This is a genomic window from Burkholderia sp. SCN-KJ (genome assembly GCF_024656005.1).
GTDB lineage: Bacteria > Pseudomonadota > Gammaproteobacteria > Burkholderiales > Burkholderiaceae > Burkholderia.
Genome location: NZ_JANKOG010000001.1, coordinates 679,444 through 701,126 on the forward strand (window position 1 = coordinate 679,444; position 21,683 = coordinate 701,126).

21 protein-coding genes and 1 tRNA gene are annotated in these 21,683 nt (G+C 66.2%); 10 read left to right on the forward strand and 12 right to left on the reverse strand.

All coding sequences use genetic code 11. From position 1 onward, the window contains the following. Nucleotides 1-13 precede the first annotated feature (13 nt). The 3 genes from cgtA to rplU all read right to left on the reverse strand — a co-directional run bounded on the left by cgtA (nucleotide 14) and on the right by rplU (nucleotide 1,914). Nucleotides 14-1,126: an Obg family GTPase CgtA gene (cgtA, locus tag NQV17_RS03130; RefSeq protein ID WP_044844217.1), complete on the reverse strand. Its 1,113-nt coding sequence runs from the start codon at nucleotides 1,124-1,126 to the stop codon at nucleotides 14-16. A 188-nt stretch (nucleotides 1,127-1,314) separates the two neighbouring features. Further along, on the reverse strand, nucleotides 1,315-1,578 hold the full coding sequence (gene rpmA, locus NQV17_RS03135) for a 50S ribosomal protein L27 (RefSeq protein ID WP_006476999.1): 264 nt from the start codon (nucleotides 1,576-1,578) through the stop codon (nucleotides 1,315-1,317). A 24-nt stretch (nucleotides 1,579-1,602) separates the two neighbouring features. Beyond that, nucleotides 1,603-1,914: a 50S ribosomal protein L21 gene (rplU, locus tag NQV17_RS03140; RefSeq protein WP_006025184.1), complete on the reverse strand. Its 312-nt coding sequence runs from the start codon at nucleotides 1,912-1,914 to the stop codon at nucleotides 1,603-1,605. 210 nt (nucleotides 1,915-2,124) lie between these two features. On the opposite strand from rplU, the gene NQV17_RS03145 reads away from it, so the two are divergent. The 9 genes from NQV17_RS03145 to NQV17_RS03185 all read left to right on the forward strand — a co-directional run bounded on the left by NQV17_RS03145 (nucleotide 2,125) and on the right by NQV17_RS03185 (nucleotide 10,096). After that, nucleotides 2,125-3,120 (forward strand): polyprenyl synthetase family protein, encoded by a 996-nt coding sequence (locus NQV17_RS03145; RefSeq protein WP_044844218.1) that lies wholly within the window; start codon nucleotides 2,125-2,127, stop codon nucleotides 3,118-3,120. 148 nt (nucleotides 3,121-3,268) lie between these two features. After that, nucleotides 3,269-3,345: transfer RNA gene (locus NQV17_RS03150), tRNA-Pro, on the forward strand. A gap of 149 nt (nucleotides 3,346-3,494) precedes the next feature. Then, nucleotides 3,495-4,781 (forward strand): HlyC/CorC family transporter, encoded by a 1,287-nt coding sequence (locus NQV17_RS03155; RefSeq protein ID WP_257768736.1) that lies wholly within the window; start codon nucleotides 3,495-3,497, stop codon nucleotides 4,779-4,781. A gap of 82 nt (nucleotides 4,782-4,863) precedes the next feature. Further along, entirely contained in the window at nucleotides 4,864-6,141 is a 1,278-nt protein-coding gene (locus tag NQV17_RS03160; RefSeq protein ID WP_257768738.1) for a GspE/PulE family protein, read from the forward strand. A 5-nt stretch (nucleotides 6,142-6,146) separates the two neighbouring features. Further along, on the forward strand, nucleotides 6,147-7,352 hold the full coding sequence (locus NQV17_RS03165) for a type II secretion system F family protein (protein WP_257768740.1): 1,206 nt from the start codon (nucleotides 6,147-6,149) through the stop codon (nucleotides 7,350-7,352). A gap of 45 nt (nucleotides 7,353-7,397) precedes the next feature. Beyond that, entirely contained in the window at nucleotides 7,398-8,309 is a 912-nt protein-coding gene (locus NQV17_RS03170) for an A24 family peptidase (RefSeq protein ID WP_124488226.1), read from the forward strand. An 84-nt stretch (nucleotides 8,310-8,393) separates the two neighbouring features. After that, nucleotides 8,394-9,002: a dephospho-CoA kinase gene (gene coaE, locus NQV17_RS03175; protein ID WP_124488225.1), complete on the forward strand. Its 609-nt coding sequence runs from the start codon at nucleotides 8,394-8,396 to the stop codon at nucleotides 9,000-9,002. A 109-nt stretch (nucleotides 9,003-9,111) separates the two neighbouring features. Continuing rightward, nucleotides 9,112-9,867 (forward strand): cell division protein ZapD, encoded by a 756-nt coding sequence (gene zapD, locus NQV17_RS03180; RefSeq protein WP_044844223.1) that lies wholly within the window; start codon nucleotides 9,112-9,114, stop codon nucleotides 9,865-9,867. Between the two features lie 28 nt (nucleotides 9,868-9,895). After that, nucleotides 9,896-10,096: a DNA gyrase inhibitor YacG gene (locus tag NQV17_RS03185; protein ID WP_039317342.1), complete on the forward strand. Its 201-nt coding sequence runs from the start codon at nucleotides 9,896-9,898 to the stop codon at nucleotides 10,094-10,096. A 63-nt stretch (nucleotides 10,097-10,159) separates the two neighbouring features. Here NQV17_RS03185 and NQV17_RS03190 read toward each other — a convergent pair whose 3' ends face one another. The 4 genes from NQV17_RS03190 to secA form a co-directional block, all read right to left on the reverse strand. After that, a complete protein-coding gene (locus NQV17_RS03190; RefSeq protein ID WP_257768745.1) occupies nucleotides 10,160-10,603 on the reverse strand; it encodes an NUDIX domain-containing protein in 444 nt (147 codons plus the stop codon). Then, nucleotides 10,600-11,469: an ATP-binding protein gene (locus tag NQV17_RS03195; protein ID WP_257768747.1), complete on the reverse strand. Its 870-nt coding sequence runs from the start codon at nucleotides 11,467-11,469 to the stop codon at nucleotides 10,600-10,602. The genes NQV17_RS03190 and NQV17_RS03195 overlap by 4 nt, the downstream gene beginning before the upstream one ends. A 19-nt stretch (nucleotides 11,470-11,488) precedes the next feature. After that, nucleotides 11,489-12,730, reverse strand: coding sequence for a bifunctional glutamate N-acetyltransferase/amino-acid acetyltransferase ArgJ (gene argJ, locus NQV17_RS03200; RefSeq protein ID WP_257768749.1), 1,242 nt, complete (start codon nucleotides 12,728-12,730; stop codon nucleotides 11,489-11,491). A gap of 143 nt (nucleotides 12,731-12,873) precedes the next feature. After that, a complete protein-coding gene (gene secA, locus NQV17_RS03210; protein WP_124488223.1) occupies nucleotides 12,874-15,672 on the reverse strand; it encodes a preprotein translocase subunit SecA in 2,799 nt (932 codons plus the stop codon). Nucleotides 15,673-15,939: 267 nt separating this feature from the next. Here secA and NQV17_RS03215 point away from each other — a divergent pair, with 267 nt between their 5' ends. Next, entirely contained in the window at nucleotides 15,940-16,419 is a 480-nt protein-coding gene (locus NQV17_RS03215) for a DUF721 domain-containing protein (protein WP_044844228.1), read from the forward strand. A 92-nt stretch (nucleotides 16,420-16,511) separates the two neighbouring features. Here NQV17_RS03215 and lpxC read toward each other — a convergent pair whose 3' ends face one another. The 5 genes from lpxC to NQV17_RS03240 all read right to left on the reverse strand — a co-directional run bounded on the left by lpxC (nucleotide 16,512) and on the right by NQV17_RS03240 (nucleotide 21,683). Continuing rightward, nucleotides 16,512-17,429: a UDP-3-O-acyl-N-acetylglucosamine deacetylase gene (lpxC, locus tag NQV17_RS03220; protein WP_044844229.1), complete on the reverse strand. Its 918-nt coding sequence runs from the start codon at nucleotides 17,427-17,429 to the stop codon at nucleotides 16,512-16,514. Between the two features lie 241 nt (nucleotides 17,430-17,670). Beyond that, nucleotides 17,671-18,177, reverse strand: coding sequence for a peroxiredoxin (locus NQV17_RS03225; RefSeq protein ID WP_044844230.1), 507 nt, complete (start codon nucleotides 18,175-18,177; stop codon nucleotides 17,671-17,673). 189 nt (nucleotides 18,178-18,366) lie between these two features. After that, a complete protein-coding gene (gene ftsZ / locus NQV17_RS03230) occupies nucleotides 18,367-19,560 on the reverse strand; it encodes a cell division protein FtsZ (RefSeq protein WP_044844231.1) in 1,194 nt (397 codons plus the stop codon). Between the two features lie 111 nt (nucleotides 19,561-19,671). After that, a complete protein-coding gene (gene ftsA / locus NQV17_RS03235) occupies nucleotides 19,672-20,904 on the reverse strand; it encodes a cell division protein FtsA (protein WP_044844232.1) in 1,233 nt (410 codons plus the stop codon). 26 nt (nucleotides 20,905-20,930) lie between these two features. Then, nucleotides 20,931-21,683 (reverse strand): cell division protein FtsQ/DivIB, encoded by a 753-nt coding sequence (locus tag NQV17_RS03240; protein WP_257768755.1) that lies wholly within the window; start codon nucleotides 21,681-21,683, stop codon nucleotides 20,931-20,933.

Consider the following 21,683-nt stretch of genomic DNA (forward strand, 5'->3'; position numbering starts at 1 on the left):
GTGTCGGGCCCGCTCAGGCGTCGTCGCCGGGCGTCGCGCCGCCATCGGCTTGCGGCGCATCGCGGAACCGCACGTCCGCGGCCAGATCTTCCTCTTCCGCCGCACGATGCGCGTCCGAATGCTCGGCGAGGTAATCGTAGATCGCGTAGCACAGCGCCTCGCAGCCCTGGCCCGTGAGCGCCGAAATCTCGAACACCGGGCCGTCCCAGCCGAAACGGTCGAGGAAATCGGCGACGCGCGCCTCGCGCTCGTCTTCCGGCACCATGTCGAGCTTGTTGAGGACGAGCCAGCGCGGCTTCTCGTACAACGCCTCGTCGTACTTGCGCAGCTCGCCGACGATCGCGGTCGCTTCCGCGACCGGATCGACGCTTTCGTCGAACGGAGCCAGGTCGACGAGATGCAGCAGCACGCCGGTGCGCTGCAGGTGTCGCAGGAACTGGTGGCCGAGGCCCGCGCCTTCGGCGGCGCCCTCGATCAGCCCCGGAATATCGGCGATCACGAAGCTCTTGCTCGGGCCGACCCGCACGACGCCAAGGTTCGGCGCGAGCGTCGTGAACGGATAGTCGGCAATCTTCGGCTTCGCGTTCGACACCGACGAGATGAAGGTCGACTTGCCGGCGTTCGGCATGCCGAGCAGACCGACGTCGGCGAGCACCTTCAGTTCGAGCCGCAGCATGCGCCGTTCGCCGGGCTTGCCGTCGGTTTTCTGGCGCGGCGCGCGGTTCGTGCTCGACTTGAAATGCAGGTTGCCGAGACCGCCTGCGCCGCCCTTCGCGAGCATCACCTGCTGATCGTGCTCGGTCAGGTCGGCGATCAGCTCGCCCGTGTCCATGTCGGTCACGACCGTGCCGACCGGCATGCGCAGCGTGACGTCGTCCCCGCCCTTGCCGTAGCAATCCGAGCCGCGACCGTTTTCGCCGTTGCGCGCCAGGTGCTTCTTCGCGTAACGGTAGTCGATCAGCGTGTTGATGTTGCGGTCGGCGATCGCGTAGACGTTGCCGCCCCGGCCGCCGTCGCCGCCGTCCGGCCCGCCGAACGGAACGAATTTCTCGCGGCGCATCGACGCGCTGCCATCGCCTCCGTCGCCGGCGATGACTTCGATTCGTGCTTCGTCAATGAACTTCATTCGTCACTCCGACCAGTATTTCCGCTATTGTGCCGCGCGCCGGCATGCTTGAACAATCTGCCGTTCGGCCGATTGCCCGCCAGTGTCGCGACAGCCGCCGGCGCGCACATGCGCCCGGCGGCCAAATAAAAAAAGGCCCCGCGAAGACTGCGGGGCCTTTCGGCTACGAAGCCCGTGGGTGCCTGAACTTAGGCAGCCGCCGGGACAACGATGACCAGATGCTTCTTGTCCGCGCCCTTGGTCGCGAACTTGACGTGACCGTCGACCAGCGCGAACAGGGTGTGATCCTTGCCCATGCCGACGTTCTCGCCAGCGTGCATGCGCGTACCGCGCTGACGCACGATGATGCCGCCAGCGTTGATCGCCTGGCCGCCGTACACTTTCACGCCGAGACGTTTCGACTCGGAGTCGCGGCCGTTCCGGGAAGAGCCGCCTGCCTTTTTGTGTGCCATCTGATTGCTCCTTTACCGAGGCGCTTACGCGTTGATCGCGTCGATGCGCAGCTCAGTGTAGTTCTGGCGGTGGCCGCCGTGCTTTTGGTAGTGCTTCCGGCGACGCATCTTGAAGATGGTGACCTTGGCATGACGACCGTGCGACACAACGGTGGCCTTGACGGAAGCCCCACTGACCAGCGGCGTACCGAACTTAATCGATTCGCCTTCGCCCACTGCGAGAACCTGGTCGAGCGTGATTTCAGCGTCAATGTCAGCCGGTATCTGTTCTACTTTGAGTTTTTCGCCAACGGCAACCTTGTACTGCTTGCCGCCGGTTTTTATGACCGCGTACATTGAGAACCTCACTCTGGATCCAATTTTTCCGCACACCACGCGCGGAAAACACGTGATTATACATGGGCTTAGCACCCAAGTCAAAGCCGATCCACGATTGCCGCCCGCAAGCCCTGGCCGGACGGCCAAAATCACCGGGCAGACACGTCCGACAGACCGGCATATCGCGGATTCGACTTATAATCCGCGGCATCACCCATTTCGATCATCATGTCGTCGTCCACCGCCTCCCCCACCCTCAGCGCCGCCCACCTGCTCGCCCCGATCGCCAGCGACATGGAGCAGGTGAATCGCGTTATCCGGCAAAGCCTCGCGTCCGACGTGCTGCTGATCAACCAGATCGCCGAGTACATCATCGGCGCGGGCGGCAAGCGGCTGCGTCCGGCCCTGCTGCTGCTCGTCGCCGGCGCGCTCGGCGAGACGTCGCACCAGCGGCACGTACTGGCCGCCGTCGTCGAGTTCATCCACACGGCCACGCTGCTGCATGACGACGTCGTCGACGAATCCGAACTGCGGCGCGGCCGCCAGACGGCCAACGCGCTGTTCGGCAACGCGGCGAGCGTGCTGGTCGGCGACTACCTCTATTCGCGCTCGTTCGAGATGATGGTCGGCGTCGGCAAGATGCGCGTGATGGAAATCCTGTCGGAAGCGACGACGATCATCTCCGAAGGCGAAGTGCTGCAGCTCCTGAACATGCACGACGCGGACGTCGACGAGACGCGCTACATGCAGGTGATCCGCTACAAGACGGCGAAGCTGTTCGAGGCATCGGCCCGCCTGGGCGCGGTGCTCGCCGGCGCCGATGCGCCGACCGAAGCCGCCGCCGCAGAATACGGCCGCCGGATCGGCACCGCATTCCAGATCATGGACGACTGGCTCGACTACGCGGGCACGGCCGAAGCGATGGGCAAGAATGCCGGCGACGACCTGCGTGAAGGCAAGCCGACGCTGCCGCTCATCTATCTGATCGAACGCGGCACGCCCGAGCAGTCGGCGCTCGCCCGCGAGGCGATCGAACAAGGCGGCACCGATCGCTTCGACACGATCTTCGACGCGATCACGCGTTCGGGCGCGCTCGACCATACGCTCGAATGCGCGCGCCAGGAAGCACAGGCCGCTGCGGCCGCGATCGCCGCGTTCCCGGATTCGATCTACAAGGAAAGCCTGCTCGCGCTGTGCTCGTACTCGACGTCGCGACAGTCGTAAGCGCGCGGCGACCACGACGCGAACCGCTTTTCGAAAAATTTCTTCATCAAGGTATTCCCTTTTCGAAAAAACATCGTTATAGTTACGTTCTTGCTTGTGACGACGCAGCGATCTGAGCGAAAGCGGCGAAGTCGGAAGAGCAAAAAATCGGGGTGTAGCTTAGCCTGGTAGAGCGCTACGTTCGGGACGTAGAGGCCGGAGGTTCGAATCCTCTCACCCCGACCAGATTTTGAAAAAACCGTGCACCGTGTGCACGGTTTTTTTTTGCCTTCTTCTGCCTGGTCTCGCGGGCGCGCGTGTCGCGCACGACACATCCCGGCCGCCGGCCTCTGCTATATTCCCTCCATCCCTGTCCTTCACTGCCCTTCTGACGCGTGGACCAAATTCCCTTATGGGCGCAAATCGGCGCCGTCTTCCTGCTTCTCCTCTGCTCCAGCTTCTTTTCCATTTCCGAGACCGCGATGATGGCGCTCAACCGCCATCGGCTGAAGCATCTCGCCGGCCAGGGCGTGCTCGGCGCGAAAACCACGCAGGGTCTCCTCACGCGCACCGACCTGCTGCTCAGCGTGATCCTGATCGGCAACAACCTGTTCAACACGATCATCCCGGTCCTGACGACGTCGCTCGCGCTGCACACGTTCGGCCGTAACAACCTGGCGCTGTCGATCGCGACCGGCATCGTCGCGTTCCTGATCATCGTGTTCGCGGAAATCGCGCCGAAGATCGTCGGCGCGACCTTTCCCGAACGCATCGCGCTGCCCGCCAGTCTCGTGATCGCGCCGCTGATGCGCGTGTTCAAGCCGGTCGTCTGGTTCGTCAATGCACTGGCGAACGGCGTGCTCTGGATGCTGCGCATCAATACGAAGAAGGGCCGCGACCAGCGAATGTCCGCCGACGAGCTGCGCGCGATCGTGCTCGAGTCGAGCAGCTTCATGCCGACCAAGCACCGCAGCATCCTGCTCAACCTGTTCGACCTCGAGAACATCACGGTCGACGACGTGATGGTGCCGCGCCGCCAGATCGAGTCGCTCAACTTCTACGCGCCGCTCGACGACATCCTGCATCAGCTCGAGACCTGCTATCACAACCGCCTCGTCGTCTACGAAGGCGACATCGACAAGGTGCTCGGCGTGCTGCACGTCCGCAAGACGCTCACCGGGCTGCACAACCAGGATTTCGACCGCGAAACCTTGCGCACGCTGCTCGCCGAGCCGTACTACGTGCCGTCGGGCACGCCGGTCGTCCAGCAGCTCCAGTATTTCCAGGAAAGCCGGCAGCGGACCGCGCTCGTCGTCAACGAGTACGGCGAACTCGAGGGGCTCGTCACGCCCGAGGACATCATCGAGGAATTGATCGGCGAATTCACGACGTCGATGCCGCGCGGCGAACGCGCGGGCGGCTGGAACGAGAACGGCGAATGCATCGTCGCCGCCAGCATGCCGCTGCGCGAACTGAACCGCTGGCTGCACCTGCAACTGCCGACCGACGGACCGAAGACGCTCAACGGCCTGATCCTCGAAATCCTCGAGGAAATCCCCGAAGGCGACGTGTGCCTGAAGATCCGCGACGTGATGCTCGAGGTCATGCGCAGCGACGACCAGGCCGTGCGCACCGTCAAGCTCTTCAAGCCGCGCAGCACGCGCGCACGCGGCGCGCGCTAGCCGAACGGCCGACTGTCGCCGCCGCGCACGATACGCGACCATTTGCCGGTCACGATCAACAGGCGGCCGAGCGCCGGCTCACATGCACTTCCCACTTCCCGGGGCGCCGCTGCGCACGCAGCGGCCGCCTGTTTCCACCGACGCATCGCCCGCTGAAACACCGCGGTCGCTCGATGCGGCACAACTCGACGACTCGCCCGCCGTACGGCTGCTGACCGACACGCTGCACGCCGCCCGCGTGCGCGACGCGTCCGACATCCACGTCGAACCGTTCGAAGCAGGCTGGCGCATCCGCCTGCGCATCGATGGCGTCCTGCATGAACACGCGCGGCCGCCCGCTCATCTGCGCGATGCGCTCGTGACGCGAATCAAGGTGCTCGCCCGCATGGACATCGCCGAGCGCCGGCTTCCGCAGGACGGACGGCTGCGCATCGTGGTCGATGGCGGCACACGCGGCGACTACCGGGTCAGCTCGCTGCCCACGCTGTTCGGCGAGAAGCTCGTGCTGCGCCGCCTCGAAACGCTGCCGCCCGATCTCACGCTCGCGCGTCTCGGCTTCGACGCGCGGCAGGCCGCGGCGATGGAAGCCGCGATACGCGCGCCGCACGGTCTCGTGCTCGTCACCGGACCGACCGGCAGCGGCAAGACGCTGTCGCTCTACTGCGCGCTGCAGATGCTCGACCGCGATGCGCACAACGTATGCACGGTCGAGGATCCGGCCGAGATCCAGCTCGACGGCATCAACCAGGTCGGCGTCGCCGAAAAAGCCGGGCTGACGTTCGCCACTGCGCTGCGCGCGCTGCTGCGTCAGGATCCGGACGTCATCATGGTCGGCGAGATTCGCGATGCGGAGACGGCCGACGTCGCGATCAAGGCCGCACAGACCGGGCACCTCGTGCTGTCCACGCTGCATACGAACGACGCGCCGGCAGCCGTCGCGCGACTGCTCGACATCGGCGTCGCGCCATACAATCTCGCCGCCGCGCTGCGCCTCGTCACCGCGCAACGCCTCGTGCGGCGCCTGTGCCCCACCTGCCGCGTGCGTTCGGACGCGTCGGTGCGCGCGCTGCGCGAAGCAGGCTGCAATCCGGCAGCACTGGAATCCGGGTGGCGCCCGTTCGTCGCGCGCGGCTGTGCCGCCTGTCACGGCATCGGTTATCGAGGCCGCATCGGCCTGCATCAGACGATGCCGGTTTCACCGGAGATGGCGGAACGCATCGTCGCGCGCGCAAGCGTCGGTGCGCTCGCGCAATGCGCGGCAGCCGAGGGCGTACGCAGTCTGCGCGACGCGGCACTCGCGCACGTTCGCGACGGTACGACGAGCATCGCGGAAGCGCTAGCCGCGACGCCCGACGCGTGATCGCGATGCCTGTACCGCCGCACGAGACGCGTTTCGCGTGGCGTGGCCGTCGTCGCGACGGCACGCGATGCCGCGGGAACGTCATCGCCTTCGATGCCGCCGCCGCACGTGCGGCGCTCGCGCGCGACGGCGTCACGGTGCTGTCGCTCGATGTCCGCGGCACGGCCCGGCCGCCGTCGGCCGGCGCGCGGGAGGTCACGCGCTTCACGCGCCAGCTCGCGAGCCTGCTGCAGGCCGGACTGCCGCTCGCACCGTCGCTCGAGATGCTCGCGCGCACCCGCACACGCGACGGGCTGCCGCGCATCGCCGCCGGCCTCGCACGCGAGATCGTCGGCGGGCAGCGCTTCGCCGCCGCGCTCGCACGCTACCCGTCCCAGTTCGGCACGCTGTATCGCCAGTTGATCGAGGTAGGCGAAGCATCGGGCGCGCTCGGCACCGTACTGACCCGCGTCGCGGAGCACCGCGAACGCGCCGACGCGCAATGGCGCAAGCTGCGTGCCGCGCTCGCCTACCCGGTCGCCGTCATCGTGTTCGCGTTCGCGATCTCGGCCGCGCTGATGGTGTGGGTCGTGCCGACGTTCCGGCAGATCTTCGACGGCTTCGGCGCGGCCTTGCCGGCGCCGACCCGCGCGCTGCTCGCCCTGTCGTCCGCGACCTCGGCCTGGGGCGGCGCGTTCGTCGCCGGGGTAGCGGTGGCGGGGCTCGCCGCGCGTCACGCGCTGCGGCGCTCGCCATCGCTGCGCTACACGGCCGCGCGGCACGTGCTGGATGCGCCGCTCGTCGGCGGCGCGCTCACGCGGTTCGCGACTGCGCGCTGGTGCCGCTCGCTCGCAACGCTGCTCGGTGCGGGCGTCCCGCTCGCCGACGCATTCGCCACGCTCGAACGCACCGCCGGCCATCCGGTGTTCGAGCAGGCCACCGCGCAGATCGCGACGCGCGTGCTGCGCGGCGCGCGTCTCGCCGATGCGATGCACGCGGCGGGCTGCTTCCCGGACGACGTCGTGCAGCCGATCGCCGTCGCCGAGGAAACCGGCGCGCTCGACACGATGCTCGCCGATATCGCCGCGCTATGCGAACGTCAGCTCGACGCACGGCTCGATGCGCTCGCCGCGCTCGGCGAGCCGCTGATCGTGATCGTCCTGGGTGCGCTCGTCGGCGGCCTCGTGATCGCGATGTATCTGCCCATCCTTCAGCTGGGCAACGTGGTGTAGCATCGCAACCGATTCTGTCGCCTTTCAAGCCCGAACCCGAGCCCCATGACGCCCGCGCCCCTGACCACCGTTTTCGACTCGCCCGACAGCACGTTGCACGCGCTGGCGATGCTGCCGCTCGCGGTGCAGTATGCGTTCGCCGTCGTGCTCGGCCTGTGCGTCGGCAGCTTCGTGAACGTCGTCGTGCACCGGGTCCCGGTGATGATGCAGCGCGCGTGGCAGGCCGAAATCGCCGAAGCAACCGGCAGCGCAAGCTCGCCGCCGGACGACGGCTATCCGCCGCACTACGATCTGTGGCGCCCGCGCAGCGCCTGTCCGCATTGCGGTCACGTGCTGCGCGCGTGGGAGAACATCCCGCTCGTCAGCTACCTGCTGTTGCGCGGGCGCTGCCGTCAGTGCGGCCATGCGATCGGCGTGCGCTACCCGCTCGTCGAGCTCGCCGGTGCGCTGCTCGCCGCCGGTTCGCTCGCCGCGTTCGGCCCCACCGTTGCCGCACTCGCCGCGTTCGGACTGTGCGCCGCGCTGCTGGCGATGAGCGCGATCGATATCCAGACCGGCTACCTGCCCGATTCGATGACGCTGCCGCTGCTGTGGGCCGGGCTCGCACTGAATCTCGGCGGCACGTTCACGTCGCTGCGTTCGGCCGTGGTCGGCGCGATGGCCGGCTACCTGTTCCTGTGGTCGGTCTACTGGCTGTTCAAGTGGCTGCGCGGCATCGAGGGCATCGGCTTCGGCGACCTGAAGTTGCTCGCCGCACTCGGCGCATGGATGGGCTGGGCCGCGCTGCCGCAGGTCGTGCTGTTCGCCGCGGTGACGGGTGCGCTCGTCGGGCTCGTCGCGACCTGGCGCGGGCGCATGCGCTTCGAGGAGCCGATTCCGTTCGGCCCGTTCCTCGCGGCAGGCGGCGTCGCCACGCTGTTTTTCGGTACCCCTTTCTATTCGGCGCTCGGCGGCTGACATGACACGCTGCCAGCGTCCGCCATGTTCGCTGCGTCGCGGGGAGGCGCCTCGCTTCCGTGCGGCGGCCCGGCGGAGGCTCACATGTTTGCAATAGGACTCACCGGCGGCATCGGCAGCGGCAAGACGACCGTCGCCGACCTGTTCGCCGCACGCGGTGCATCGCTCGTCGACACCGACCTGATCGCGCACCGCATCACCGCACCGGCCGGTCTCGCGATGCCCGCGATCGAACACGCATTCGGACCGGACTTCGTCGCGGCCGACGGCTCGCTCGATCGCGCGAAGATGCGCGCACTCATTTTCAGCGACGACGATGCACGCCGGCGCCTAGAAGCGATCACGCATCCGCTGATCCGCGCCGAGACCGATCGCGAGGCCCGCGCAGCGCAGGGCCCTTACGTGATCTTCGTCGTGCCGCTGCTCGTGGAGTCAGGTAACTGGAAGGCGCGCAGCGATCGTGTGCTCGTGGTCGACTGTCCGGTCGAAACGCAGATCGCACGTGTGATGCGACGCAATGATTTCACGCGCGAACAGGTCGAAGCGATCATCGCGAGACAGGCAACGCGCGAAGCGCGTCTCGCGGCGGCCGACGACGTGATCGTCAACGACGCGACGACACCCGATGCGCTCGCCGCGCAGGTCGATGCACTGCACCAACGCTATCTCGCATTGGCGGCTGCCGCGCACTGACCGCGGCGCGCGATCGTGATGGTGTACGAAATTGGTGCGTTGCTAGGGTAGACAGTGAGCATTAGAATGTCCTGCATTGTTTCAATCCCTACCCTAGAGGCGAGCGCGCTTGATTCTTTACGAGTATCCGTTCAACGAGCGAATTCGCACGCTGTTGCGCCTCGAAGACCTGTTCGAGCGCTTCGCGTTCTTTTTGGCTCAGGAGGACCCGCGTGAGCATCACGTCGCGCTGACGACGCTGTTCGAAATCGCCGAGGTCACGGGCCGCGCGGACCTGAAATCGGATCTGATGAAAGAGCTCGAACGTCAACGCCAGACGCTCGCCCCCTTTCGCGGCAATCCGGGCATCGAACAGAATGCGCTCGAGTCCGTGCTCGGTGAAATCGAGCAGACGCTCGCCAATCTTGCGCAGATGCAGGGCAAGACCGGGCAGCATCTGGTCGACAACGAGTGGCTCGCCAGCATCCGCAGCCGCGCGGTGATTCCCGGCGGCACGTGCAAGTTCGACCTGCCGTCGTACTACGCGTGGCAGCAATGGCCCGCGGAACAGCGGCGCCAGGACATCGCGAAATGGATCCTGCCGCTGCTGCCGCTGCGCGATGCCGCGGCGATCGTGCTGCGGCTCGCTCGCGAATCGGGCCAGGCGTCGAAGGTGATGGCGATGCAGGGCAGCTACCAGCAGATGCTGTCGGGGCGCACCTATCAGCTGATGCAGGTGCGCGTGCCGCCGGAGCTGCGCGTGATTCCCGAAGCGAGCGCCAACAAATACATGTTGTGGGTACGGTTCACCATGCAGGACGGCGATGTGCGGCCGCGCGCGGTCGACATCGACGTGCCGTTCCATCTGACACTGTGCAATCTGTAACGGCCGTGTGCCGGTTCGACGCTTTCGTATGACTACCGTTGTGAAATGTCCTTCGTGCGGCGCAGAAGTGCGCTGGACGCCTGAAAACAAGTTCCGTCCCTTCTGTTCGGCCCGCTGCAAGCAGCTCGACCTCGGCGCATGGGCCGCGGAAAAGTACCGGATCGGCGGGTCCTCCGACGAGGGTCCGTCGTCGGAGGAAGACGGCACCGACGGCCGCCGGGACAGCTGAGCGGCGCACGGCACCGCCCATGGTCGGGGATATGGCCCGCCTTTCAGGCGAGCCGTCACGGCGTCATTGCGACGCCGCTTCCTTCTCGAGCAGTTCCAGCACCGGCAGCGCCGCCGGCAACAGCGGCGCGACCTCGACCGGCAGTTGCTGCCATACGAACGCCTGCCCTTCCTTGCTGTGCGGCTCGCCCGTCCAGCCCGTCACCTTGCAGAAATAGAGCCGCACGTACGCGTGCGGATAATCGTGTTCGAGCGTATGCCAGCGGTGGCTGGCCGTGACTTCGATGCCGAGTTCCTCGTGCAGCTCGCGCGCCAGCGCGTCCTCGACGCTCTCCCCGGCCTCCAGCTTGCCGCCCGGAAACTCCCAATAGCCTTCATACGGCTTGCCCTGCAGCCGCTGCGCGAGCAGGTAGCGGCCGTCTGGCTGCACCATCACGCCGACCGCGACTTCCGTCACCTTGCGGCCGTCGGGCGCGCGCACGGCGCTCGTTCCGGAATTCGTGCTCATGCCTGCTCCTTGCGGCCCGACCAGTCGCGCGCGAACTGCCATGCGACACGCCCCGAACGCGAACCGCGCTCGAGCGCCCAGACGAGCGCATCGCCGCGTGCCGTCTCGATCTCGGCGTCCGCGCAGCCGAAATGGCGCAGCCAGTGCGCGACGATGTCGAGGTAGTCGTCCTGCTTGAACGGGTAGAAGCTGACCCACAGGCCGAAGCGCTCCGACAGCGAGATCTTTTCCTCGACGACTTCACCGGGGTGGATCTCGCCGTCCGGCAGATGCTTGTACGACTCGTTGTCGCTCATGTACTCGGGCAGCAGATGGCGGCGATTCGACGTCGCGTAGATCAGCACGTTGTCGGACTGCGCGGCGATCGAGCCGTCGAGCGCGACCTTCAGCGCCTTGTAGCCCGATTCGCCGTCCTCGAACGACAGGTCGTCGCAGAACACGATGAACCGCTCCGGACACTGCGAGATCACCTCGACGATGTCGCCGAGATCGTGAAGATCGTCCTTGTCGACTTCGATCAGGCGCAGCCCGTCCTTCGCATAGGCGTTCAGGCACGCCTTGATCAACGACGACTTGCCGGTGCCGCGGGCGCCGGTCAGCAGCACGTTGTTCGCCGGCTTGCACTGCACGAACTGTCGCGTGTTCTGCTCGATCAGCCCTTTCTGCCGATCGATGTTGTGCAGGTCGTCGAGCGTGATCGTCGACGCTGCCGGCACCGGCTGCAGATAGCCGCGCCCCTGCCGCTTGCGCCAGCGAAACGCGGTCGCGGCGTTCCAGTCGACGGCCGCCGGCGCCGGCGCCAGCATCCCTTCGAGGCGGCCGAGCAGCGCTTCCGCGCGCGTCAGAAACTGTTCGAGCTTGTCCATGTCGTTCGAGCGCTCCCGATCAGGAGCGGTAGTCCGCGTTGATGCTCACGTAATCGTGCGACAGGTCGCACGTCCAGACCGTTGCCTGCGCGTCGCCTCGGCCGAGCAGCACGCGAATCGTGATTTCGCTCTGCTTCATCACGCGCTGGCCGTCCTCTTCCTGATAAGCCGGGTTACGGCCGCCGGCCTTCGCGACGAGCACGTCGTCGAGATAGAGATCGATCTTGCCGACGTCGAGATCCGTGACGCCCGCGTAGCCGATCGCCGCGAGAATCCGGCCCAGGTTGGGGTCGGATGCATAGAAGGCCGTCTTCACCAGCGGCGAATGCCCGATCGCATACGCGATCTGGCGGCACTCGGCGACGCTCTTGCCGCCCTCGACCTGCACCGTCATGAATTTCGTCGCGCCTTCGCCATCGCGCACGATCAGCTGCGACAGCTGCTGGGCAACCTGCGTGACCGCATCGCGCAGCGCCGCATAGGCCGGCGAGTCGGTCGACGTGATCGCGGGCAGCGTGCTCTTGCCCGACGCGATCAGGATGAACGAGTCGTTCGTCGACGTGTCGCCGTCGATCGTGATGCAGTTGAACGAGCGGTCGGCCACTTCCTTCACGAGCGTGTCGAGCACCGGCTGCGCGACGTTCGCATCGAACGCGAGGAAGCCGAGCATCGTCGCCATGTTCGGCTTGATCATGCCCGCGCCCTTGCTGATGCCCGTCAGCGTGACCGTGTGGCCTTCGATCGTCACCTGGCGCGACGTGGCCTTCGGCAGCGTGTCGGTCGTCATGATCGCCTGCGCGGCGTCGTACCAGTTCGCGGCCTTGCAGTTCGCGAGCGCGGCCGGCAGCCCGGCCTTCAGGCGGTCGATCGGCAGCGGCTCGAGAATCACGCCGGTCGAGAACGGCAGCACCTGCGCGGCGTCGAGGCCCGCGAGGCGCGCGAGTTCCGCGCAGGTTTCGCGGGTGTTCGCGAGGCCCGGCTCGCCGGTGCCCGCATTCGCGTTGCCCGTGTTCACGACGAGCGCGCGGATGCCCGCGCCGCCCGCGCGCACCTTCGCGAGATGCTCGCGGCACACGATCACGGGCGCGGCGCAGAAGCGGTTCTCGGTGAATACGCCGGCGACCGTCGCCCCTTCGTCGACGGAGATGACCAGCACGTCCTTGCGATTCGGCTTGCGGATGTTCGCTTCCGCCCAGCCGAGCGTGACGCCGGCGACGGGATGGAGTTGGGCGGGATCGATCGACGGAAAATTGACAGCCATGGGGCACACCTGCCGGATGGAAAATGCCGGCACGCGCCGGCATCGATTGGAAGAACCGGCGGCCGCACGCGCGGGCCGCCGCAACTCACGTCACTGACTCGAAGCTGCGAACGAAGCGGCACGCGGATGCGCGCCGCCGCCGATCATGACAGCTTCCCGTGACATTGCTTGTACTTCTTGCCGCTGCCGCACGGGCACGGGTCGTTGCGGCCGACCTTCGGCATCTCGCCGCCGGGGCCGCTGTGGGTCATCGCACTGCCGACCATGTCGGCCGTCGCCGTGGCCGCGGTGGCGGCCGCGACGTTCGCGACCGGCGCGCCGGATTCCGCGTAGTCGGCGTGCTGAAACTCGACGTTTTCGAGATGACCGCCGCGCTCCTCGATCTGCTCGGCGGCTTCCTCGAGCTGCTCCGGCGACTGGATCTGCACGTTCATCACGATGCGCGTGACTTCCTGCTTGATCGCGTCGAGCATCGCGGCGAACAGCTCGAACGCTTCGCGCTTGTATTCCTGCTTCGGGTTCTTCTGCGCATAGCCGCGCAGGTGGATGCCCTGGCGCAGGTGGTCGAGCGCCGCGAGGTGCTCGCGCCACAGCCGGTCGACCGTCTGCAGCATCACCGAACGCTCGAACGCGCTGAACGATTCGCGGCCGACCAGCGCGACCTTCGCCTCGTACTGCTCGTCGGCGGCGGTCGTCACGGCTTCGAGAATCTCCTCGGCCGTGATCGACGACGACTCGTTCACCATTTCCTGGATCGCGAGGTCGAGCTGCCAGTCGTTGCGCAGCGCCTCCTCGAGCTCGGGCACGTCCCACTGTTCCTCGATGCTGCCTTCCGGCACGAACTGGCGGACGACTTCGGTGATCACGCCGTGACGCATCGCCGAGATCGTCTCGGTGATGTCGTGCGCTTCGAGCAATTCATTGCGCTGCTGGTAGATCACCTTGCGCTGGTCGTTCGACACGTCGTCGTATTCGAGCAGCTGCTTGCGGATGTCGAAGTTGCGCGCTTCGACCTTGCGCTGCGCCGATTCGATCGAACGCGTGACGATGCCGGCCTCGATCGCCTCGCCTTCCGGCATCTTCAGGCGATCCATGATCGAGCGCACGCGGTCGCCCGCGAAGATGCGCAGCAGCGGATCGTCGAGCGACAGGTAGAAGCGCGACGAGCCCGGATCGCCCTGGCGGCCCGCACGGCCGCGCAGCTGGTTGTCGATCCGGCGCGATTCATGGCGCTCGGTGCCGATGATGTGCAGGCCGCCCGCGGCCTTCACCTGCTCGTGCAGCGTTTCCCACTCGTCGTGCAACTGCTTGATGCGGCGCGCCTTTTCGTCGGCCGGGATCGCTTCGTCGGCTTCGATGAACGCGGCCTGCTTCTCGGCGTTGCCGCCGAGCACGATGTCGGTACCGCGACCGGCCATGTTGGTCGCGATCGTGATGCGCTTCGGACGGCCGGCTTCCGCGACGATCGCCGCTTCACGCTCGTGCTGCTTCGCGTTCAGCACCTCGTGCGGCAGCCCGGCCTGCTTCAGCAGGTGCGACAGCAGTTCCGAGTTCTCGATCGAGGTCGTGCCGACCAGCACCGGCTGGCCGCGCTCGTAGCACTCGCGAATGTCGCGGATCACCGCGTCGTAGCGCTCCTTGGCCGTCTTGTAGATCTGGTCCTGCTTGTCGATCCGCTTCGGCGGACGGTTGGTGGGGATCACGACCGTCTCGAGGCCATAGATCTCGTTGAATTCGTATGCTTCGGTGTCCGCCGTGCCCGTCATGCCCGCGAGCTTCGCGTACATCCGGAAGTAGTTCTGGAACGTGATCGACGCGAGCGTCTGGTTCTCGCTCTGGATCTTCACGTGCTCCTTCGCCTCGACCGCCTGGTGCAGGCCGTCGGACCAGCGGCGGCCCGCCATCAGGCGGCCCGTGAATTCGTCGACGATCACCACTTCGCCGTTCTGCACGACGTAGTGCTGGTCCTTGTGGAACAGCGTGTGGGCGCGCAGCGCCGCGTACACGTGGTGCATCAGCGTGATGTTCTGCGGCGCGTACAGGCTCTCGCCCTCGCCGATCAGGCCCCACTCGGCGAGCAGCCGCTCGGCCTTCTCGTGGCCCGACTCCGTCAGGAACACCTGGCGCGACTTCTCGTCGAGCGTGTAGTCGCCCGGCTTCTCGACGCCCGTGCCATCGGCCTTCTCCTCGCCGATCTGGCGCTCGAGTAGCGGCGGCAGCGCGTTCATCCGCACGTACAGCTCGGTGTGGTCTTCCGCCTGGCCCGAGATGATCAGCGGCGTACGCGCCTCGTCGATCAGGATCGAGTCCACTTCGTCGACGACCGCGAAGTTCAGGGCCCGCTGCACGCGCGCGTCGGTCTCGTAGACCATGTTGTCGCGCAGGTAGTCGAAGCCGAACTCGTTGTTCGTGCCGTAGGTGATGTCAGACGCGTAGGCCTGCTGCTTCTGGTCGTGCTCCATGCCGGACAGGTTGATGCCGACCGACAGACCGAGGAAGTTGTAGAGGCGCGCCATCCATTCGGCGTCGCGCTGCGCGAGGTAGTCGTTGACCGTCACCACGTGCACGCCACGGCCGGCCAGCGCATTCAGGTACACGGGCAGCGTCGCGACGAGCGTCTTGCCCTCGCCGGTGCGCATTTCCGCGATCTTGCCGTAGTGGAGCACCATGCCGCCGATCAGCTGCACGTCGAAATGGCGCATCTTCAGCACACGGCGGCTCGCCTCCCGACAGACTGCGAACGCCTCGGGCAGCAGCTTGTCGAGCGACTCGCCGCCCGCGATCCGCTGGCGGAACTCATCCGTCTTGCCGCGCAACTGGTCGTCCGTCAGCTTCTCGATCTGCGTTTCGAGCGCATTGATCGTCGCGACGGTCTTTTGGTATTGCTTGACGAGCCGCTGGTTGCGACTGCCAAAAATTTTCTGGAGAAAACCGGTTGTCATCGGATCGGATCCTGCGTCGCAGCACCGGCGCCCGGCGCGTGTTGCGCGCCCCGACGCCCGAGCCTCGGCGGCTTAGCGAATTAGTGGAATCAAACGAGGAATTTTAGCACGCGAGAAAGCATGCGCCGGTGTCCCGGCCCGACCCACGCCGCACGCCGAACCCGTGCAGGCAACCGCGCGCACGGCCCGAAAGCCGCCCGTGCGGGAGCCGGCGCGGGTACAATCGGCGTCAACGTCCGCGCCCGTGCGCGCCCGAAGAATGCCTCGATGAACCGATTTTCCAAGCGTTTCGGCCCGCTCCCCGCGTATCGCCCGCAACCCGTGTCCGAAGTGCTCAACCGCACCGACGCGTTCGCGGCGCTGCGCGCCGGCGTCGAACAGGTCGCGTCGCTGCAGCGCGACCTCGCCGCGCTCCTGCCCGACTATCTTGCGAGTCATGTCGAACCGGGCTCCATCAAGGACGGCACCCTGACCCTCTTTGCCGCGCACAATGCGCTCGCGGCCCGCTTGCGGCAGGTCGAGCCGCGCCTGCTCGCCGATCTCCAGAAGCGCGGCTGGCCGGTCTCGGCGCTGCGCGTGCGCGTGCGGCCGAAAGACGCGCCGGAACCGCCGCACGTGAAGCAGGCGCGGATGACGACCGTCGGCGCCGCGGCGTTGCGCGAGCTCGCCGATCACCTCGAGCCGTCGCCGCTGCAGGCCGCGCTCGCGCGGATGGCCGCACGGCACGGCGCGAAGTCGTCGCGCTGAACGCGCACCGCCGCCGCCCGAGCGGGCCGGCCGCCCGATAAAAAAAAGCGACCCGAAGGTCGCTTTTTTTATCGCGGGGCGCCGGACGCCGATCAGGCGAAGGCCGTCTGCGCGTCGAACGCGAAGCCCTTCGGCGCAGCCTGCGGATCGTCGAACGTGACGATCTCGTACGCGTCTTCGTGCGCGAGCAGTTCGCGCAGCAGCGCGTTGTTCAGCCCGTGCCCCGACTTGTATGCGGTGTACGACGCCAGCAGCGGATGGCCGACCACGTACAGGTCGCCGATCGCATCGAGCATCTTGTGCTTCACGAACTCGTCGTCGTAACGCAGCCCGTCGTTGTTCAGGATCCGGTACTCGTCGAGCACGATCGCGTTGTCCATGCTGCCGCCGCGCGCGAGACCCAGCTCGCGCATCATTTCGACTTCATGGGCAAAACCGAACGTGCGCGCACGCGCGATCTCGCGCACGTACGACGTGTTCGCGAAATCGACCTCGAGTTCCTGGCCGGTCTTGTCGACGGCCGGGTGACGAAAGTCGATCGTGAACTTCAGCTTGAAGCCGAAATACGGATCGAGACGCGCGAACTTGTCGCCGTCGCGGATTTCGACCGGCTTCTTCACCTTGATGAAGCGCTTCGGCGCGTTCTGCTCCTCGATGCCCGCGGACTGGATCAGGAACACGAAGGACGCGGCGCTGCCGTCCATGATCGGGATTTCCTCGGCCGTCACGTCGACATAGAGGTTGTCGATGCCGAGCCCGGCGCACGCCGACATCAGGTGCTCGACGGTCGACACGCGCGCACCATCCTTCTGCAGCACCGACGCGAGCCGCGTGTCGCCGATCGACATCGCGGATGCCGGAATGTCGACAGGCGTGGGCAGGTCGACGCGCGAGAATACGATCCCCGTGCCCGGCGCGGCCGGGCGGAGCGTCAGTTCGACCTTGCGGCCCGAGTGGAGACCGATGCCCACGGTCTTCACGATCGATTTGATGGTGCGCTGCTTCAGCATGATGTTCTTCATCTTGATTGAGAATATCAATCAGGAGTTATATTCGATAGACGAGATTATAGCGTAATTCCCTATTCGCCGCTGTTTGAAACTGCGTATCAATCTGTTTCGACTGGTTACCCGCGCCGATACGGGACGGGCCGATGCCCGGAACGGAGGCGTTTCCGGTCATCGGCCCGTGTTACAACTGCCCTGAGGCTGGCGAGCAGCGTTGCCGGCAGGCAACGGCGCACCGGCACGATCAGGACTTCAACGTCGCGAGCACACTCGCCGCATCGCTCACTTCGAACTTGCCCGGCGCTTCGACGGCCAGCGTCTTGACCACACCGTCGTCGACCACCATCGCGTAGCGCAGGGAACGGATTCCCATGCCACGCGCGGACAAATCCTGCGTCAGCCCCAGCGCATGAGTGAAAGCAGCGCTGCCGTCCGCCATCATGCGCACCTTGCCCGCGGTGTGCAGATCACGTCCCCATGCGCCCATCACGAATGCGTCGTTGACGGACACGCACCAGAGCTCGTCGATGCCCGCCGAGCGCAGTTGCTCGGCGTGCTCGACATAGCCCGGCACATGCTGCGCCGAGCAGGTCGGCGTGAAAGCGCCCGGCAATCCGAAGATCACCACCCGCTTTCCCGCAACCTGGTCGCGCACGCTGAAGGCATTCGGCCCCAGCGTGCAGCCTTCGCGCGCGTCGTCGATGAACTCGAACAGTTGCGCGTCGGGCAGCGCGTCGCCCACTTGAATCATGGCTGGTCCCTCATAGCGATACGGTTTTTCAGCGTGTTGCGGACAGCACGGCCCATCCCGCCTCGCTCGAGCGAAGAGGGCACGTTTCCCGGCCCGGCGTCGCATCCGACGCGGCCTGTCGTGGTCCGTGGCATCCGTCACGCCGGCGTTACCGCGGCAAACTTGCCGCGGCTTCGCCTGTGTGCGTCGTCAGTCAGCCTGCTTGCGCAGGAAAGCCGGGATGTCGTACGTGTCGACACCCTTCTCCTGCAGCGCCTGCACGTGCGATGCCGCGGTTTCGCGCGAGTTGCGCCACACCGCCGGCGTATCGAGCGCGCCGTAGTCGGCCGTGCTGACGTGCTGCGGCTGCGCATAGCCGTGCGAGACGTTCACCGGCTGGTTGTCGGTGCCGGTGCGCAGCAGCGTCATCGGAGCCGATTGCTGCTTCTTCGCCGCACGGCCCAGACCCGTCGCCACGACCGTCACGCGCAGCGCATCGCCCATCGCGTCGTCGTACACCGCACCGAAGATCACCGTGGCATCTTCCGCCGCGTAGCTCTTGATCGTGTTCATCACTTCGCGCGTTTCCGACAGGCGCAGCGAACGGCTCGACGTGATGTTGACCAGCACGCCGCGCGCGCCCGACAGATCGACGCCTTCGAGCAGCGGGCTCGCCACGGCCTGTTCCGCCGCGAGGCGTGCGCGATCGACGCCGGCGACCGTCGCCGTGCCCATCATCGCCTTGCCCTGCTCGCCCATCACCGTCTTCACGTCTTCGAAGTCGACGTTCACGAGGCCATCGACATTGATGATTTCGGCAATGCCTGCAACCGCGTTGTTCAGCACGTCGTCCGCGCACTGGAAGCACTTGTCCATCTCGGCGTCATCGCCCATCACGTCGAACAGCTTGTCGTTCAGGACGACGATCAGCGAGTCGACGTGATCCTCCAGTTGCTGCGAACCTGCTTCCGCGACGCGCATGCGCTTGCCGCCTTCGAATTCGAACGGCTTGCTGACGACACCCACCGTCAGGATGCCCATCTCCTTCGCGATCTGCGCGACCACCGGCGCCGCGCCCGTGCCCGTGCCGCCACCCATGCCGGCCGTGATGAACACCATGTGCGCGCCACGCAGTGCGTCGGCGATGCGCTCGCGCGCCTCTTCCGCCGCCGCCTTGCCCATTTCCGGCTTCGCGCCGGCGCCGAGGCCCGTGTTGCCGAGCTGGATCACGGACGGTGCGCGCGCACGCGACAGCGCCTGTGCGTCGGTGTTCATCACGATGAAGTCGACGCCCTGCACGCCACGGTTGATCATGTGCTGAACGGCATTGCCGCCAGCGCCGCCAACGCCGACCACCTTGATGATGGTGCCGTTGGTTTCGGTTTCCAGCATTTCGAATTCCATTGTTGCCTCCGTCAAGAAAATAGAACTACTCGGCCGTTATTCGGCAGGAGATCGGGCAACCCCCTGTCGCGCGCCAGCCGCCGGCACCGGCGCGAATTTCGATTCGGTATGTCAAAAGTTGCTCAGGAACCATTCCTTCATCCGCGAGAAGATCTGCCCCGCGTTGCCGGACTGCACGGCGACCTTGCGGCCGCGCATGCGCTGTGCACTGCCTTCGACGAGCAGCCCCATCGCCGTCGAGTAGCGCGGGTTGCGCACCACGTCGGCGAGGCCGCCTGCGTATTCCGGCGCGCCGATGCGCACCGGTTTCAGGAAAATGTCTTCACCGAGCTCGACCATGCCCGGCATCATCGAAGCCCCGCCGGTAATGACCACGCCGGAGCTCAGCAGTTCTTCGTAACCCGACTCGCGCACGACCTGCTGCACGAGCGAGAACAGTTCCTCGACGCGCGGCTCGATCACGGCGGCAAGCGCCTGGCGCGACAGCGTGCGCGGACCGCGTTCGCCGAGGCCCGGCACTTCGACCATCTCGTCCGGATCGGCGAGCGCCTGCTTCGCGATCCCGTAGCCGACCTTGATGTCTTCCGCGTCCGGCGTGGGCGTGCGCAGCGCCATTGCGATGTCGCTCGTGATCTGGTCGCCGGCGATCGGAATCACCGCGGTGTGGCGGATCGCGCCTTCGGCGAAGATCGCGATGTCGGTCGTGCCGCCGCCGACGTCGACCAGCACCACGCCGAGATCCTTCTCGTCTTCCGTCAGCACGGCCAGCGACGACGCGAGCGGCTGCAGGATCAGGTCGTTCACTTCCAGCCCGCAGCGGCGCACGCACTTGACGATGTTCTGCGCGGCGCTGACCGCACCGGTCACGATGTGCACCTTCACCTCGAGGCGGATCCCGCTCATGCCGATCGGCTCGCGCACGTCTTCCTGGCCGTCGATGATGAATTCCTGCGTGAGGATGTGCAGCACCTGCTGGTCGGTCGGGATGTTGATCGCCTTCGCGGTCTCGATCACGCGCGCGACGTCGGTCTGCGTGACTTCCTTGTCCTTGATTGCGACCATCCCGCTCGAGTTGAAGCTGCGGATGTGGCTGCCGGCAATCCCCGTGAACACGTTGGTGATCTTGCAGTCGGCCATCAGCTCGGCTTCCTCGAGCGCGCGCTGGATCGACTGCACGGTGGCCTCGATGTTGACCACCACGCCCTTCTTCAGACCTTTCGACTCGCTCTGGCCGAGGCCGATCACCTCGTAATGGCCTTCGCCCTTCAGCTCGGCGACGATAGCCACCACCTTCGACGTGCCGATGTCGAGGGAAACCAGCAGATCCTTGTAGTCTTTGCTCATAAAGTGCTCTTGCGTGTGATCTCTCGTTACTTCTTGCGCTTGTCGGTATCGGTCAGGAACCGCATGCCTGCCGCACGAATCGCGAATCCGTTCGGATAACGCAGGTCCGCGTACTCGATGTCGTTGCCCCAACGCTCCGTGACAGCCGGCCACGCGGCGACGAGGCGCTGGCTCCGGTCATGCAGCGACTCGCTGTTGCGTTCCTTGCCCAGCTCGACCTGCATGCCGTTCGACAGCTTCACCGTCCACGCGTAGCGCGCCGACAGCGTCACTTCTTCCGGCGCCGCCTTCAGCGGCGCAAACCAGTTCGCGAAGTCGTGATACCGCGTGACGACTTCCTTCGCACTGCCCTCCGGGCCGTCGAACGCGGGCAGTTCCCGATCCAGTTCGCCCTGGTTCGCGGTGAACAGCTCGCCGTCGACGCTCACGAGCTGCGCGCTGCCCCAGGTCCCGAGCGGTTTGTACTCCTCGAGCGTGACAGCCAGCGCATTCGGCCACACCCGGCGCACGCTCGCGTGGCGCACCCACGGCATCTGCTCGAACGCGGCCCGCGCCGCGTCGAGATCGACCGTGAAGAAATTGCCCTTCAGCCGGCCGACCACGCCCGCACGCACCGTCGGCGAGTTGATGTGCTCGGTGTCGCCATCGATCCGGATTTCGCGCAGCGCGAACGTCGGACGCTGGATCAGCCAGTAGCAGCCGGCCGCCGCCAACACGAGCAGCAACAGCGCATACAGCGCGCTGGCGGCAAGGTTGAGTTGGCGAACGTTGTTCCACAT

Bases quoted from the DNA above. Each gene is read 5' to 3' on its own strand.
- cgtA (WP_044844217.1), bottom strand. From the start codon at position 1,126: ATGAAGTTCATTGACGAAGCACGAATCGAAGTCATCGCCGGCGACGGA.
- rpmA (WP_006476999.1), bottom strand. From the start codon at position 1,578: ATGGCACACAAAAAGGCAGGCGGCTCTTCCCGGAACGGCCGCGACTCC.
- rplU (WP_006025184.1), bottom strand. From the start codon at position 1,914: ATGTACGCGGTCATAAAAACCGGCGGCAAGCAGTACAAGGTTGCCGTT.
- NQV17_RS03145 (WP_044844218.1), top strand. From the start codon at position 2,125: ATGTCGTCGTCCACCGCCTCCCCCACCCTCAGCGCCGCCCACCTGCTC.
- NQV17_RS03160 (WP_257768738.1), top strand. From the start codon at position 4,864: ATGCACTTCCCACTTCCCGGGGCGCCGCTGCGCACGCAGCGGCCGCCT.
- NQV17_RS03165 (WP_257768740.1), top strand. From the start codon at position 6,147: ATGCCTGTACCGCCGCACGAGACGCGTTTCGCGTGGCGTGGCCGTCGT.
- NQV17_RS03170 (WP_124488226.1), top strand. From the start codon at position 7,398: ATGACGCCCGCGCCCCTGACCACCGTTTTCGACTCGCCCGACAGCACG.
- coaE (WP_124488225.1), top strand. From the start codon at position 8,394: ATGTTTGCAATAGGACTCACCGGCGGCATCGGCAGCGGCAAGACGACC.
- NQV17_RS03185 (WP_039317342.1), top strand. From the start codon at position 9,896: ATGACTACCGTTGTGAAATGTCCTTCGTGCGGCGCAGAAGTGCGCTGG.
- NQV17_RS03190 (WP_257768745.1), bottom strand. From the start codon at position 10,603: ATGAGCACGAATTCCGGAACGAGCGCCGTGCGCGCGCCCGACGGCCGC.
- NQV17_RS03195 (WP_257768747.1), bottom strand. From the start codon at position 11,469: ATGGACAAGCTCGAACAGTTTCTGACGCGCGCGGAAGCGCTGCTCGGC.
- argJ (WP_257768749.1), bottom strand. From the start codon at position 12,730: ATGGCTGTCAATTTTCCGTCGATCGATCCCGCCCAACTCCATCCCGTC.
- secA (WP_124488223.1), bottom strand. From the start codon at position 15,672: ATGACAACCGGTTTTCTCCAGAAAATTTTTGGCAGTCGCAACCAGCGG.
- NQV17_RS03215 (WP_044844228.1), top strand. From the start codon at position 15,940: ATGAACCGATTTTCCAAGCGTTTCGGCCCGCTCCCCGCGTATCGCCCG.
- lpxC (WP_044844229.1), bottom strand. From the start codon at position 17,429: ATGCTGAAGCAGCGCACCATCAAATCGATCGTGAAGACCGTGGGCATC.
- NQV17_RS03225 (WP_044844230.1), bottom strand. From the start codon at position 18,177: ATGATTCAAGTGGGCGACGCGCTGCCCGACGCGCAACTGTTCGAGTTC.
- ftsZ (WP_044844231.1), bottom strand. From the start codon at position 19,560: ATGGAATTCGAAATGCTGGAAACCGAAACCAACGGCACCATCATCAAG.
- ftsA (WP_044844232.1), bottom strand. From the start codon at position 20,904: ATGAGCAAAGACTACAAGGATCTGCTGGTTTCCCTCGACATCGGCACG.
- NQV17_RS03240 (WP_257768755.1), bottom strand. From the start codon at position 21,683: ATGTGGAACAACGTTCGCCAACTCAACCTTGCCGCCAGCGCGCTGTAT.